At 48.7% G+C, this 15,071-nt stretch carries 15 protein-coding genes; 7 read left to right on the top strand and 8 right to left on the bottom strand.

Annotated elements, in window-relative coordinates; translation table 11 throughout:
- The first annotated feature begins 6 nt into the window (after nt 1-6).
- The 3 genes from P304_RS0105955 to P304_RS14310 are packed head-to-tail and all read left to right on the top strand — an operon-like array spanning nt 7 to nt 2,146.
- Entirely contained in the window at nt 7-699 is a 693-nt protein-coding gene (locus P304_RS0105955; protein WP_027389790.1) for a DUF1538 domain-containing protein, read from the top strand.
- The gene (locus P304_RS0105950; RefSeq protein WP_027389789.1) at nt 696-1,436 is read left to right on the top strand and encodes a DUF1538 domain-containing protein; all 741 of its coding nucleotides are present in this window, start codon (nt 696-698) and stop codon (nt 1,434-1,436) included. The genes P304_RS0105955 and P304_RS0105950 overlap by 4 nt, the downstream gene beginning before the upstream one ends.
- A complete protein-coding gene (locus P304_RS14310; protein WP_051321460.1) occupies nt 1,433-2,146 on the top strand; it encodes a P-II family nitrogen regulator in 714 nt (237 codons plus the stop codon). Before P304_RS0105950 ends, P304_RS14310 begins: the two co-directional genes overlap by 4 nt.
- 12 nt (nt 2,147-2,158) lie before the next feature.
- Here the strand turns inward: P304_RS14310 and P304_RS0105940 are convergent, their stop codons facing one another.
- From P304_RS0105940 to lgt, 3 genes are read right to left on the bottom strand one after another with little or no spacing between them, the layout of a single operon-like run.
- The gene (locus tag P304_RS0105940) at nt 2,159-2,629 is read right to left on the bottom strand and encodes a bacteriohemerythrin (RefSeq protein ID WP_027389788.1); all 471 of its coding nucleotides are present in this window, start codon (nt 2,627-2,629) and stop codon (nt 2,159-2,161) included.
- A gap of 22 nt (nt 2,630-2,651) precedes the next feature.
- Complete coding sequence (locus P304_RS16080) at nt 2,652-3,668, bottom strand: GGDEF domain-containing protein (protein ID WP_051321459.1); 1,017 nt, start codon at nt 3,666-3,668, stop codon at nt 2,652-2,654.
- Complete coding sequence (gene lgt, locus P304_RS14300) at nt 3,652-4,422, bottom strand: prolipoprotein diacylglyceryl transferase (RefSeq protein ID WP_051321458.1); 771 nt, start codon at nt 4,420-4,422, stop codon at nt 3,652-3,654. The genes P304_RS16080 and lgt overlap by 17 nt, the downstream gene beginning before the upstream one ends.
- Nucleotides 4,423-4,547: 125 nt before the next feature.
- Here lgt and P304_RS0105925 point away from each other — a divergent pair, with 125 nt between their 5' ends.
- Nucleotides 4,548-5,189 (top strand): MBL fold metallo-hydrolase, encoded by a 642-nt coding sequence (locus tag P304_RS0105925; RefSeq protein ID WP_027389787.1) that lies wholly within the window; start codon nt 4,548-4,550, stop codon nt 5,187-5,189.
- Between the two features lie 47 nt (nt 5,190-5,236).
- Here the strand turns inward: P304_RS0105925 and folD are convergent, their stop codons facing one another.
- The 5 genes from folD to P304_RS0105900 all read right to left on the bottom strand — a co-directional run bounded on the left by folD (nt 5,237) and on the right by P304_RS0105900 (nt 10,165).
- Nucleotides 5,237-6,127: a bifunctional methylenetetrahydrofolate dehydrogenase/methenyltetrahydrofolate cyclohydrolase FolD gene (gene folD, locus P304_RS0105920; RefSeq protein WP_027389786.1), complete on the bottom strand. Its 891-nt coding sequence runs from the start codon at nt 6,125-6,127 to the stop codon at nt 5,237-5,239.
- Between the two features lie 52 nt (nt 6,128-6,179).
- Nucleotides 6,180-7,427 carry an EAL and HDOD domain-containing protein gene (locus tag P304_RS0105915; RefSeq protein WP_027389785.1) on the bottom strand — a complete coding sequence of 416 codons (1,248 nt, stop codon included), beginning with the start codon at nt 7,425-7,427 and terminating at the stop codon, nt 6,180-6,182.
- 134 nt (nt 7,428-7,561) lie between these two features.
- Nucleotides 7,562-8,986 carry an NADPH-dependent glutamate synthase gene (gene gltA / locus P304_RS0105910; RefSeq protein ID WP_027389784.1) on the bottom strand — a complete coding sequence of 475 codons (1,425 nt, stop codon included), beginning with the start codon at nt 8,984-8,986 and terminating at the stop codon, nt 7,562-7,564.
- Nucleotides 8,987-9,823 (bottom strand): sulfide/dihydroorotate dehydrogenase-like FAD/NAD-binding protein, encoded by an 837-nt coding sequence (locus P304_RS0105905; protein ID WP_201766925.1) that lies wholly within the window; start codon nt 9,821-9,823, stop codon nt 8,987-8,989. It lies immediately after the preceding gene.
- 24 nt (nt 9,824-9,847) lie between these two features.
- Nucleotides 9,848-10,165, bottom strand: a complete 318-nt coding sequence (locus P304_RS0105900) for a hypothetical protein (protein WP_027389782.1) — start codon at nt 10,163-10,165, stop codon at nt 9,848-9,850.
- 230 nt (nt 10,166-10,395) lie between these two features.
- Between P304_RS0105900 and P304_RS0105895 the strand changes: the two genes are divergently transcribed.
- Genes P304_RS0105895 through galU form a run of 3 tightly spaced genes read left to right on the top strand, consistent with a single transcriptional unit; the run spans nt 10,396 to nt 14,977 of the window.
- Entirely contained in the window at nt 10,396-11,616 is a 1,221-nt protein-coding gene (locus P304_RS0105895) for an EAL and HDOD domain-containing protein (protein WP_027389781.1), read from the top strand.
- Between the two features lie 36 nt (nt 11,617-11,652).
- The gene (locus P304_RS0105890) at nt 11,653-14,097 is read left to right on the top strand and encodes an ATP-dependent Clp protease ATP-binding subunit (RefSeq protein ID WP_027389780.1); all 2,445 of its coding nucleotides are present in this window, start codon (nt 11,653-11,655) and stop codon (nt 14,095-14,097) included.
- A 16-nt stretch (nt 14,098-14,113) separates the two neighbouring features.
- Nucleotides 14,114-14,977, top strand: coding sequence for a UTP--glucose-1-phosphate uridylyltransferase GalU (gene galU, locus P304_RS0105885; protein WP_027389779.1), 864 nt, complete (start codon nt 14,114-14,116; stop codon nt 14,975-14,977).
- Nucleotides 14,978-15,071 lie beyond the last annotated feature (94 nt).

Below are 15,071 nucleotides of genomic sequence, written 5' to 3'. Positions count from 1 at the left end.
TTTGCTATGCACGATATTCGAGAAACCGTTCGCGAAGTTCTGTATGCCATCCTTCCAATAACGATCGTCGTATTCATACTTCAGTTTACCATAATCTGGCTCCCTTTTGCGGTTTTTGCACAATTTTTAATTGGCCTCGCCATGGTCACTATTGGCTTGATGCTTTTTCTTATTGGCGTGCAGGTCGGCCTTCTCCCTGTTGGAGAGATGATAGGTTCAGCGTTGCCGCGCACGGGCAAGCCGTGGCTGGTTATATTTTTTGGCTTTATTCTTGGCTTTGTTGTTACCGTTGCCGAACCGGATGTACGCGTTTTAGCCATGCAAGTCGATATGGTGTCAGGAGGCGAGATCAGCAAGAACCTTCTCGTCTACACGGTTGCACTCGGTGTTGCTATTTTTGTCGGGTTCGCCATGCTGCGCATTATTCTGAATTTTTCGATTACGTATTTACTCGTTGGGGGATATGCGTTGGTGTTTGGCCTCGCAGCTTTTACACCAGCGTACTTTGTCCCCCTTTCATTCGATGCCGGCGGAGTCACTACGGGGCCAATGACCGTCCCCTTCATCTTGGCACTTGGCGTCGGGGTAGCCTCGGTTCTACGTGGCAAATCAGCATCAACTGATGGGTTCGGGCTGGTCGCTCTCGCCTCTATCGGACCAATCCTCGCCGTCATGGCTTTAGGAGTAATATACGGATGAACGACATTAAAGTGTTCGAAGGGTTTTCACATGTCCTCACTGAGGTGAGCCTCGCGCTCATCCCGCTGATTATTCTTTTTATTATTTTTCAAATATTCTTTCTCCACTTGCCACAACGCAAGCTGGTCGATATTTTTAAGGGGATCTTCCTGACCTTCATCGGTCTTTCGCTTTTCTTGCAAGGGGTGCATGTCGGCTTCTTTCCTGCTGGTGAAGCGATGGGCGGCATCATGGGCAATCTCCCGTATCGCTGGGTGCTCATTCCAGTTGGCTTCATCTTAGGTTTTGTTGCCACCTATGCTGAACCAGCCGTACGGATTTTAAATCTTGAAGTCGAAAAAGTTTCGAGCGGCTACATTCCTCGAAAGGTCATGCTGTATACCCTTTCACTCGGCGTTGCTGTCTCAATAGCCGTCTCAATGGCGCGGATGCTGCTTGGCATACCTCTTTGGTATATTATTATCCCAGGTTACTTAGCAGCACTTATCATGATTCGCTATTCCACAAAAACTTTTGCGGCGATAGCGTTTGATTCCGGCGGAGTAGCAACTGGACCAATGACAGTGACGTTTATCATGGCCATTTCAGTCGGCGCGGCGAGTGTTATTGAAGGACGCGATCCGCTCGTCGATGGTTTTGGTATGATCACATTGGTGGCACTTGCACCAATCCTGTCGGTACTCATTCTTGGCCTGCTGTACCAGCGGGGAGAACAACAAGGGAGAAAGCAGCCATGATTACTCACAAATTGTTGGTTACAATTGTAAAAAAAGGTGCCGCGTCCACTATCGTCAAAGCAACCAAAGCGGCTGGCGCTGAGGGAGGCACTATCCTACCAGGCAAAGGAACCGGCATTACCCCCAAATCATTTTTTGGTTTTTGTGTGGAACCAGAAAAGGAAATCATTTTCACCTTGATTCCCGATGATAAGCTTGATGGCATGCTCGAAGCCGTGGCACGCGCTGGCAAGCTCACCGAACAGGGAAACGGAATCGCCTTTGCTCTTAATATAAATCAGGTTATCGGCATCGCTCACTTACAACAAGTTTGTTCTATTCGGGGAAACGAAGGAGAAGACATGGATAAGATTCAACATGAGCTCATTATTACCGTCGTGAATAAAGGAAATTCGGAAGTTGTCGTCGACGCAACAAAACGTGCTGGGGCTGAAGGTGGAACTATTATCTACGGACGCGGCACCGGCATTCACGAACAGGGAAAGCTTTTTTCTATCGCCATTGAACCAGAAAAAGAACTGGTGCTTACATTGATTGATCGTCGCCGCGTCGACGATGTACTCGCAGCCATAGAAGAAGACACCCGACTCAATGAGCCGGGTAATGGCATTGCATTTGTACTTCCAGTGGAAAAGACGATTGGCATTAAGCGTTACGAACAGCCACACAGCACTCTACATGAACCCGGACTCAACCAAGGCTCAGAATAGATCCATGTGTGATTACGTGAGATCCTCAGGGTATTCGATCGGCGGCTGATTTTCAATATGGGTAGCGATCTTCACATCCTCTTCCATAATATGGTGCACCAGCCAGTCGACAACCTTGTCATTTAAGTAATCTTCCATCTCCTTATCAAGGCCAATAACACGGAATTTTTCACGAAAATGGTAGAGATTGGCAATGTATTCAGAATGCGCATGACGATGCGCAAGAAACGCAGGATAATCACATTCCAGCATCAACTTCTCTTCTGCCGAAAAGTGGTCAATAACATAGTCCAAGAGATACAGCACCAGATTGAGCGCTTCCAGCTCTTCTTCAAAACTAAACTCATGTGGCTGATTGCAATAGCTGACAAAGGCATTAATCCGTACCAACAACTCACGGTGCTGACTATCAATCAGCGGATGATGTGTTGCCAGTTGATCGCTCCAGATACAGAGTGCCGTATTCTTTGTTCTTACTTTCACCGCAACCTCCATCAGCGCAAAACTACTGCGCCATCGTGCTTTTATTTCTACCCGTCTGCTTTGACTTGTACAGCGCCCGATCCGCACGAGCAATAAAATCATCTACCGCTTCGCCTTTTTTAAGCGTTGTAACCCCTACACTAATCGTGATCGTTCCAAGCTCTTGTCCTGCATCGTCGGTGCCAAAATCGAAGAGTGAAATTTGCTGACGCAACTTTTCGGCCACTTTGAAGGCACTTCCGAGATTCGTTTTCGGCAATAGTACCACAAACTCTTCCCCGCCAAAACGTGCCGTAATATCGTCATCACGCACATTATGGCGCAACTCACCTGCCATCTGACGCAGCACATGATCCCCGACCAAATGGCCGTACGTATCATTGACCCGCTTGAAGTGGTCGATATCAAAAAGAATAATCGAAAGCGGATGAAGCGCCGTATTCGTAAGATGACCATCGAGAAATTCAGAGAGAGCGCGGCGATTAAAAAGACCCGTCAAATGATCCGTGCGCGACGCACAGGTTAACTCATTCAGTTTCTGCGTCACTTCATCAAGTCGCTGAATAGAGTTCTCAAGCGACCCACGCATCTCACGATTCTGCACCGCGACCGCTTCGATTTCGCCCACCAACATATCAACGACCACTTCGGGAGCCTCTTCGCCCCGAAGGATTTTCACCTTCAGCTCTTCCAAAACCCGCTGTTTTTGAATGCCAAAGCTTTCAAATTGCTGGAGTTTTTCAAAAATAGCCTTAATGATATCAAGACCTGTAGTGCTGGCTTGAATAGCTTCTGGATTCACTGTATTGGTAGAAAAGTAGCGATTGAATAACGAATCAAGATCGGTTGATTGAAATGGTGGGGTTTTCTGGGCAAGCTGTTTAATTTCATCGGACAACTTGGTATTCATACCAGCAAGGTATTCGAAAAAAATAGCATAATAGTCTGGAGAGGAGGCAATCCCCTTCTGCGATAACAACGTTAACGTTTTTTTAGTAAGATCATTTATCGTTCCGCTCAGCTCAGCATACTTTCCCATTCCCACTCCTCCGCTTCTGTAGTATCCAAAAACCAGCGATAACCATTACCATGCTCGCAAGATATGGAGCCTTCATCCCAAACAAATAGAGATCGTCTGCCCGAAAAGTGGATGTAATCACTCGAATAACGCCGTAAGCAATGAGATAGTACCCCATTATGCCCCCTTTGCAAATTCTTTTTCTGAACGCAAACAGCGCTGCAAAAACAAGCAAATTGAGCACTAATTCGTACAACATAACCGGATGAATCGCTATTCCTGGGTACTCCGTTCCTGCAATAGAACTCGCCGGAAATACTACCCCCCACGGCAGGTCAGTTGGAATACCATGTGCATCGCCGTTCATAAAATTCCCGAAACGACCGCACGCTTGACCAACCAGTACACACAACGCTGCAATATCAGCAATATGCCATTGATCAATATTCCGTCGTTTCGTATACCACCATACCGCGATAGTGCCACCGATGATCCCACCGTGGATCGCTAACCCGCCATGCCAGATAGCGAGCGCGTCAAGAGGATTCGCCGCATAAAACGACCAATTAAACGCAACATAGTATACCCGCGCTCCAATAATCCCGCCGAGCAAACCAAGCGAAACCATATCGGCAATCTGGTCAGAACTCAGTTGTAAATGACGTTCTTTCCCCATGAAGTGAACCAAACCAAATGCGATAGCGCCCGCTAGTATGTACATCAGACTGTAATAGCGTAACGAAAAGCCATAAACACTGAACAGAATCGGATCCATACACCCGCCTCGAAAGTTTTTCTGGCGATGACTATATGATTTTAGGTGGTTTTTGGCAAACGAATCATATACAAATGTGGGTCAATCATGAACAAAGCACCCCATTTTACGCGAAGGAGCATACCGTGCAATACGAAACAATCCCTGTCGGCCCACTACAAGTGAATTGCTCTATCCTTTTCGACCCATCCACTCGAGATACAGCGATTATCGATGCCGGAGGCGACTTTGATACTATTCGCCAGTTTATAGAACAACAACGGCTGAACGTTCGCTGGATACTAACAACCCACGGGCATTTTGACCACGTTGGCGCTATTGCTGATCTCAAAAAAACGTATCCGGCTGCCGAGTACGCCCTCCACAAAGATGACGTCCCCCTAGCGAACAACGCGCCCAAACATGCCGCCATCTACGGGCTGCGCGCCGTCGCACCACCCGCTCCTGACCGCTACCTTGCCCACGGTGACGTACTGCAATGTGGTAGCATCACCATCAACGTTATCGCCACACCAGGGCATTCACCCGGCGGAGTGTGCTTCTCTATTCCAGCTGAGGCGACACTCTTTTCTGGCGATACCCTCTTTTGCGAAAGCATCGGGAGAACCGACCTCCCCGGTAGTGACCACAACACGCTTCTAACAGGAATCAAGTCCAAGCTCTTTACCCTTGCCGGGAACACCACGGTAATTCCCGGCCATGGCCCAGACACCACTATCGAACACGAAAAAAAGCATAACCCATTTGTCGGAAATCGCCGCCTGTAATACAAAAANAGCATCTTCTGGCGGGTTCATTCGAGCATTCGCAGGTTTTATTTTTTTGCGTGCAGCTTACAGCTCATAACCGTGTTGTACATCAACATCGCTATCGTCATCGGTCCAACACCGCCAGGAACGGGCGTGATGCTGGACGCTTTCGGCGCTACCGCGTCGTAATCCACATCGCCAACCAGCTTGTACCCTTTTTCATTGTTGGCGTCGATGCGGTTAATCCCAACGTCAATAACCACGGCTCCCGGCTTCACCATATCGGCAGTGATAAAATTAGCTTTGCCAATCGCCGCTATCAAGATATCCGCGCTAGCACACACTTCTGGCAGGTTTTTCGTAGCGCTATGGCACACCGTTACCGTACTGTTGCACCCCATATTACTGCCGTACTCTTTTTGCATCATCATCGCGGCCAGTGGTTTCCCCACAATATTACTGCGACCAACGACAACGACGTGCTTCCCTTCAGTTTCAATATTGTAGCGTTTGATGATTTGCACTACCCCATGCGGAGTGCATGGCAAAAAGCGCGGCTCACCGATCAGCACCCGTCCAACATTATCCGGATGGAAGCAATCAACATCCTTCGCCGGATCAATGCGGTTGATGACTTCTGCTTCATTCAGCCCTTTAGGGAGCGGAAGCTGGCAGAGGATACCATGAATTTCAGGGTCAGCGTTATATTGATCAATAACGGCCAACAACTCTTGTTGCGTCGTTGAAGCGGGCAAAATGGAAGATTTGGACAAAATGCCAAGTTTCTCACACGTTCTTTGCTTGCTCCCGACATACACCTTGCTAGCAGGATCATCGCCCACCAACACAACCGCCAAGCCTGGGCGATTTCCTTGCGCGACCAGCGCGGCAACTTCCTGCACTAACTCTTGTTGAACCGCTTCAGAAACTTTTTTACCATCAAGTATTTGTGCCATTTGCACTCCTTTTCTGAGTATTGCTCTCACTCCGCTTTTGCGAGTGCAGCGGTTATTGTCCGTCACTCAGGAGTGAGTCCGCCCACACATACGCCTGCAGCGTTGCTTCGCTGAACACACTGAATGGGATCAATAAATTTTCCACAATTTCGCATGCCTTCGGCACATCGTCCTGCTCATGCGCAATGATCGCCTCTAACATTTGCCCCATGGTTCCTTCATATTTGAGCACGGCCTGTTGAATTTTATCGTGCGCTTTTATGTTACGCAAAATCTCTTCTTTCGGCGCATGAAGCAGAACATCGACCAGCGAAAGCATGCCGACAAAAAAACCACTATCCGCCGTATTGCGATACTTGCCATCATCAAACGCTTCAATCAAGATCTCCATAGTACGAGCACGAACCAGCGCCGTAATCAGCGCAGGATGGCGCTTATGCGTTGGCCCCATACTGCCAGCCATTACCATCAGCCAGCTGACAACTTTTTTGCGCCCCAAAAGCGTCAGCGCATGACGAATAGAACGAATCCCCTGACGCAGACCAAATGCACCACTGTTGAGGAAGTTGACAAGCAATATTTCCAATTCCGGTGCTTGAGCAAACGCACGAATGATTTCTTCCATCTCCGTATCATTGGCATTGAGCATCCCGATAATTTCAAGCACTTTTGTCAATGAGGGATCAAGACTTTCCATCTTTACAATCTGAGGCTGAGCAAAGTAGTAGCCCTGAAAATAGTCAAAGCCGATACTCGCGCAGGTGGAAAACTCGTCTCGAGTTTCTACTTTTTCGGCAACCAGTTTACACTTCAGTTTTTGCTTGAGATTTCCAGCAAGTTGCTTGACACGCATCATGCTGTTTTTGCGCAAGTCGATCTTCACATAACTGGCATACTTAAAGAGCGGCGAGAACATTTTGATATACCAATCTTCAAAAACAAACTCGCTCAGAGCAAATTGATGCCCTTGCGCATGCAAATCAGATATTTGCGACACCAACTCCGGTGTCACCTTCGTGGAGCCCAACAACTCATAGATATAGCGCTGTGGCGGAAATATATCACCATAATCTTTTTGAAAAAATGTATGGTCAACATTGATAAACCCTTTATGCGAGCCAAGGAGATCGTTCTGAGAATAGGCGCCAAGCGCGCTGCGAATCAGTTGCTCGTTAATCCCTTCTGTCGCCTCACCAATCATCCGATTCAATCCTTTATTCTGGCGAAAAAGAATCTCATACGCGTAAATGGTATTATTCACATCAAGAATGGGTTGACGGGCTAAAGAATGTTCCGACATAGTCTCTCTCCTCAGGTACGAAACCAAGAAAAATTCCCCGCAGGGCGCGCAAAGTCTCATATTTTTGCAACTTATTGTCAATAAAAAATCCCGGCAGAGAGACCCTGCCGGGATAGAAACACAAAGTGACCGATTTACTTACGCGCTGGCTTTGCCATCACGTAGTCATGCAGCGCTGCGGCAGCAACTTTCGCCTGACCCATCGCGGTGATAACTTTCGAACCACCAGTAATGATGTCGCCACCAGCAAATACGCCATCTTTAGAAGTCGCGCACGTGTCAGGATTGACAACAACAACGCCCCATTTATTGACTTCGATTTCGGGAGTACTGTCTGGAATAAGCGGGTTAACATCGCAACCAAGCGAGAACACAACCGTATCAATTTCGTCAACAAACTGTTCGCCAGCCGAAACTGGCTTACGACGACCTGACTCATCGGGTTCTGTCAGAGTCATCACATCGCACTTGATCCCTTTAACGAAATAGTTGTCGTCGCCAATGAACTCCAGTGGATTCGAAAGGAACTTAAACTCAATAAACTCTTCCATAGCGTGATGAATTTCTTCCGTACGCGCCGGTGCTTCCTCGCGTGAACGACGGTAGTAAACCGTAACATCAGCACCCAGACGCTTCGCGGTACGTGCAGCATCCATAGCCGTGTTCCCTGCGCCAATAATCCCGACTTTTTTCCCTTGGTAAAGAGGAGTAATATTGTCAGGGAAGTTATCTGCACCCATCAGATAGATACGTGTTAGATACTCGTTCGCCGAGTAAATACCGTTCAGGTTTTCACCGTCGATACCAAGCATTTTGGGCAGGCCTGCGCCAGTTCCGATAAACACAGCATCATAGCCATATTCTGGCCCCATCAATTCGTCAAGCGTGATCGACTTGCCGATTACCGTGTTGTACACGAAATTAACACCCATTTGCTGGAGGAAGTTCAGATCTTCGTCAATGATATCAAGTGGCAAGCGGAAACGAGGAATCCCGTAGACCAGAACCCCACCACCACGGTGGAATGCTTCGAAAACGGTGACTTCGTGACCACGGCGACGAATCTCATAGGCAGCGGTCATCCCTGCTGGCCCAGAACCAACAACCGCAACTTTGCGGCCAGTAGGAGCGGCAACAACAGGAACGGTACGAATATTGTTCGCCCGCTCGAAATCAGACGCAAAACGCTCAAGTGAACCAATCGAAACTGGCTTATTGCGCTTACCAACAATACACACCAGTTCACACTGCTGATCTTGCGGACACACGCGACCACAAATCGCCGGGAGGAAGTTCGTTTCACGAATCACGGCGACCGCAGCGCCGAAGTCGCCCTCTTCGATTTTCTTCAGGAAGCCAGGGATGTTGATGTTAACCGGGCAACCATCAACGCACTGTGGGTTTTTACAGTCAAGACAACGTGAAGCCTCGGCCATCGCATCTTCATTAGAAAATCCAAGGGGAACTTCAAGGAAGTTGGTCACACGGAGTTCGGGCTTTTGTTCAGGCATAGCATGACGTTGAATAGCAAATCTTTGTGCGGCGGTGAGTGCAGCCATTTATTTCACCTCTTCCATTTTTTCCATAGCGATTTTTTCCTGCGCAACAAACATTTTTTGGCGCAAAGTCAATTCTTCAAAATTCACCTTATGACCATCAAAGTCCGGACCATGGAAACAAGCGAATTTCGTTTTCCCATCAACCGTTACACGGCAAGCACCGCACATTCCCGTACCATCAACCATGATCGCGTTCAGCGATACCCATGTTTTGATGCCAGCTGGGCGCGTCATTTCGGCAACGGCTTTCATCATTGGCACAGGACCAACCGCAAGCACATACGAAACTTTCTCTTTTTCCATGATTTGCTTCAACGCGTCGGTTACGAAACCCTGAATCCCTTTTGAACCATCGTTTGTAGTAACATAGACTTCGTCACAATCAGCACGCAAGTCGTCTTCCAGGATAACAAGGTCAGCACTACGAGCACCAACAATACCAATAACTTTATTCCCCAACGCTCTCATGTCTTTTGCTGTTGGGAGAACCGCACCCGTACCATACCCGCCACCGATAACGACAACCGCACCATCAAGTTTTTCGACGTGTGAACGCTGACCAAGTGGGCCAACGATATCCTGGAAGCAGTCGCCAACGTTTAACTGAACCGCTTCGGCAGACGTGCGACCAGCCGCCATGATGATGATCCGGATGGTTCCTTTTTCTACATCCCAGCCTGAGATCGAAATTGGAATCCGCTCCCCTTTTTCGCTGACACGCAAAATAACAAACTGCCCAGCTTTCATCGCGCGAGCCGACATCGGGGCGTATACCTGGAACATGGACATGCCAGGAACCAAGTCCGTTTTTTCAAGTATTTCGTACATCTTGGGCATTCGTTACTCCTTACAATTTGGTAATTACTGACAAACTTTCAGTTTATTGGCGGCAGGGTCATAGCTGACAGAGAAGTCGACAACACAATTTTTCGGAAGTACTTCAAGCCCTTTCAGCAACTCTTTGACACTGATGCCGCGCATGGTGCACATTTCGTCAAGACCGGATGCGACATATTCCTTCGACTTTTCCATGTACAGCTTTTCCGCCCCGGCAAAGTCGCCGGCTGTCAAAATAACTTTCTCTTTAATCAGGTCATAGACCAGAAAGCTACCCTCGTCTTTGTTTTCAATAACTTTGACATAGTTATTGCCCATTACGACAACGCCTAAGTTTTCCATAGCTGGCACACCTTCGTTGAGAATTTAGAGAATCATTTAGCCGCAATCATATGGATAAAGGCGACGGAGGTCAAGAAAATTGTATACAATCCGCGCCTTATATAAAATAACGTTATACTATTGCTTTCACAGCTTCTTCTCGGAACCATTGGTATCGATAATCAGTTGACTTCAACGCCGCTTTTCTTCTACTTTACAGCGGTTGAGCCTTCACACAAAGGGGGAATAAAATGAATATATTCATCGCGCGGCAGCCGATATTTGATCTTAAAATGGATGTATATGCCTATGAATTATTGTTTCGCATTGATGGTGCTGATGCCTATGATTACTCCGATGGAGATAAAGCAACTGCCAACGTCCTTGCCGACACCCTGAGTTCGATAGATCTCTCAACATTGACGGGTCAACAACGCTACTTTATCAATTTTACATCGAACCTTATTATAAGCGATGTCGCGTCGCTTTTCCCGAAAGAATTACTCCACGTTGAAGTGCTCGAAGACGTTGACCCAACACCCGACGTTATCGACTCATGCAAAAAACTCAAAGAAAATGGCTACATGATCGTCCTTGATGATTTTGAATACGACCCTTCGCTCGAACCACTGGTTGAATTAGCCGACATCATTAAAGTTGATTTCCTCCTCTCGCCACCAGAAGAGTGGGCAGCTCTCGCCCAACGCGTGAAAGGGAAAAACATCAAACTTCTGGCTGAAAAACTTGAAAACGTAGAGATGTTTGAAACGGCGAAATCACTGGGCTACGAATATTTTCAGGGCTACTTTTTTAGTCGCCCAACGCTGACACAAGTCAAAGACATTGCGCCCAATAAAATGAGTTCTCTAAGCCTCATGCGGGAAATCAACCGCACTGACGTAGACCTGAAAGCATTAGAGCAAATCATCCGGCGTGATGTTTCCCTCTCCATGAAATTACTAAAGCTCATCAACTCCGCCGTTTTCGGGCTCCGCACCGAAGTCAGCTCCGTCGGTCATGCCTTAACACTTCTTGGCATTAGTAACGTCAAAAAATGGGCCTCTGTGGTCGCCCTCAGTCAAATGGGCGAGGGACTCCCAACCGAGTTGATCGAAATGACTCTCATAAGAGGCAACTTTTGCGACCTCCTCAGCAAATCGGGCAACCTAAAGATTCCAACTGACAGCGCCTACTTTGTCGGAACATTTTCGTTGATCGACACCTTTATCGGTCGTCCGCTTGATGAAATTCTTGCCGATATTCCGCTGACCGATGAGATCAAACACGGGCTCCTCAAACGCGAAGGGAAGCTCGGCCACCTTTTAAACCTGATCGAAAACTATGAAAAAGGATTATGGAAAGAATGCGAAGCGATCTGTAGCGAACTTGGCGTTATCGCAGAAGCCGTCTCGCCCATCTACCTTCAATCCGTCAAGAAGACCCAAGATATAATGGAACAACTTGCGCGATAACGTCCACGAAGCACACTACCAAAAGAGGTTTACCCCATGTTTGAACAATTCTCCGAGCGGGCTCGCCGCATCGTTATTATTTCGAGGCAAGAAGCCTCTCGCCTGCAACAGGGAGCCATTTCCACCGAGCACCTCCTCCTTGCCATGATCAAAGACGGCGGAGGTATCGGCATTAGCGTAATCAAGAAACTCGGCATCAACCTCAACATCCTGCGCCTTGAAATCGAAAAATATCTCCCTCTTGGCCGTAACACCATCATGGATGCCGATATTCCCTTTAGCGCCCAATCAAAGCGCGTGCTCGAAATGGCTGTTGAAGAAGCCAAAGCTGCAGGACAGCACTTTGTGGCTGATGAGCACATTCTTATCGGCCTGCTGCGCGAACGGAAAGGGAAAGCATTTGATATCCTGAACGCCCTTGGTATGAGCCTTGAGCAAGTACGCGAAGAAGTGACGCGTACCCTGAAAGCCAACCTCGCCACCGACGAAAAGACGACCAACCCAACCACCAAAGCACCTACCGCCACACCAACGATAGATGAATTTGGCAGAGACCTCACGCGCTATGCCGCCGAAGGAAAACTCGACCCTGTCGTTGGGCGCGACAGTGAAATTGAGCGCGTTGTGCAGGTATTGTGCCGCCGCACAAAAAATAATCCGGTATTGATTGGCGAACCGGGCGTCGGCAAAACCGCTATTGCCGAAGGGCTGGCTCAGCGCATCACCGACCGCGATGTCCCCGAAATTCTGGTTGACAAGCGCCTCATCAGCCTTGACCTCGGCATGCTCGTCGCAGGCACAAAATACCGTGGTCAATTTGAAGAACGCCTAAAAAATATCATGCGCGAAATCGTCGAAGACGATAACGTCATCATTTTTATTGACGAAATTCACACCCTCGTCGGCGCGGGCGCAGCTGAAGGCTCTATCGACGCCTCGAATATGCTGAAACCGAGCCTCGCACGTGGCGAAATCCAGTGTATCGGCGCCACCACCCTGAACGAATACCGAAAGTATATCGAAAAAGATGGCGCACTGGAGCGCCGCTTTCAAACCGTACTCGTCAATGAACCCAACTTCGACGACACCGTCCGCATCCTCAAAGGGTTGCGTGATAACTACGAAAAGCACCACCGTGTGCAAATAAACGACGAAGCGATCGTTAACGCCGTCAGCCTCTCCACGCGCTACATCACCAGCAAATTCCATCCAGACAAAGCGATAGACGTCATCGACGAAACCTGTGCGCGCACGCGCATCAGCCACTTATCGCTGCCTGATTCACTCAAAAACATGGAAGCAAAAATCGTGCAACTGCACGAAAAACAACAAGTCGCCGAAGCGCATCAAGAGTTCGACAAAGCCGCTAAAGCGCGTAAAGATCACAAAAAACTGAGCGAAGAATTCCAGCAGAAAAAACAAGCTTGGAAAAAAGAGCGCGAAGCGATTGAGCCGATTGTCGGTGCCGAAGACATCGCCACCGTTATTTCGTTAATGACCGGCATCCCTTTACAACGGTTACAAGAAAAAGAAACCGCCAAGCTGCTGCGCCTTGAAGATGAACTGCACAAGCGGATGGTAGGACAAGACGAAGCCGTCAGCGCCGTTGCCAAAGCGATCCGCCGTAGCCGCGTCGGACTCCAATCGCCACAAAAACCAATCGGCGTTTTCCTCTTCCTTGGCCCGACCGGTGTCGGCAAAACCGAACTGGCAAAATCGCTCGCACAACTCCTCTTCGATAACGAAGAAGCCCTCGTCCGCTTTGATATGAGCGAATACATGGAAAAGCACTCCGTTTCGCGCCTCGTTGGTGCCCCTCCCGGCTACGTCGGCTACGACGAAGGGGGACAGCTGACGGAACAAGTGCGCCGCCGTCCCTACAGCGTGGTTCTGCTCGACGAAATAGAAAAAGCACATCCCGATATTTTCAATATCCTGCTGCAGGTCTTTGACGATGGTCGCCTGACCGACTCCTATGGCCATGTCGTCGATTTCCGCAACACCATTATCATTATGACATCCAACGCTGGCGCCCGCATGATCGGCAAAGATAAACGACTCGGCTTCGGCCAAGAAGTGACGACCGATCAAGAGGCCATCAACTTCGACCGCATGAAAGATAATGTCATGACGGAACTGCGCAACCTCTTCAGCCCAGAAATGCTGAACCGGATTGACGAAGCCGTCGTCTTCCATCCACTCGAAGAATCGCACCTCAAGCAAATCCTCTTCCTGCTGCTCGAGCAACTCAACCGCCGCCTCGTTGATCGCAACCTCAAGCTTCTTTTGCAAGACGATGCCGTGGAGTTCCTGCTGCAAAAAGGGTACGACAAAATATACGGAGCGCGACCCCTCAAGCGGGTCATGCAGAAATTTGTCGAAGACACCTTGGCCGAAGAGATGCTGCGCGGCAAATTTAAAGGTCGCAAAAACCTGAAAATCGGCCTGAATGATGCCAAAAATGGACTGAAATACTTCTAAAAGATGTGGAGCTAACATGAAAATCCGTAAAGCTGTTTTTCCCGTTGCCGGACTCGGCACGCGATTTTTACCCGCCACCAAATCGATGCCCAAAGAGATGCTCCCGTTGATTGACAAACCACTCATCCAATACGTGGTTGAAGAAGCCGTCGCCGCCGGCATTGAGCAGATCATCTTTGTCACCGGACGGACAAAACGGGCAATCGAAGACTACTTCGACAAAGATTACCGCCTTGAAACCCAACTACGTGACAGTGGAAAAACCGAGCTTCTAAAGATGGTAAACGCCATTACCGATATGGTCGAAGTGTGCTATGTACGCCAAAAAGAAGCGCTTGGACTCGGCCATGCCGTCCTGACCGCCAAACGCCTTGTCGGTGATGAGCCCTTCGCCGTACTGCTTGGTGATGATATCATCGAAGCACCCCGCTCCTGCATCGGGCAACTCATTGAAAAATACGAAAAATACCGCTGCACCATTCTCGGCATTGAGCAAGTTCCAATGGAACAAATCAGCTCCTACGGCTGTGTCGCCGGAACGCTGGTCGAGCCGCGCACCTATAAGGTTTCCGACTTAGTCGAAAAACCGCCCGTCAACGAAGCACCCAGCGATATGGCCATTATTGGCCGCTATGTGCTGACGCCGGAAATTTTTGAGATTATCGAAAAAACCAAACCCGGTCGCGGTGGAGAAATCCAACTCACCGACGCTCTGCGCGAACTCGAACGTCGTCAGGCCATCTATGCCTGTCAATTCGAAGGGAAGCGCTACGATTGCGGCGATAAGCTCGAATACCTCAAAGCAACCGTCGAAATGGCGCTGAAGCACCCACAATTTGGCAAACCATTCGGGGAATTTATTGCCTCGCTGCCAAAATAACAGGTAACAGTGTCATTGCGAGCGTCAGCGAGAAATCCAGATCTCTCACATACGTTCGAGATGACGCAATAACATGCCGGATCGTTACAACAAT

Origin of the sequence: Chrysiogenes arsenatis DSM 11915, assembly GCF_000469585.1 — a bacterium.
Taxonomy (GTDB): Bacteria; Chrysiogenota; Chrysiogenetes; order Chrysiogenales; family Chrysiogenaceae; genus Chrysiogenes; species Chrysiogenes arsenatis.
The sequence above is the reverse complement of the archived record's forward strand: the minus strand, read 5'-3'. Positions and strand labels throughout refer to the sequence as shown.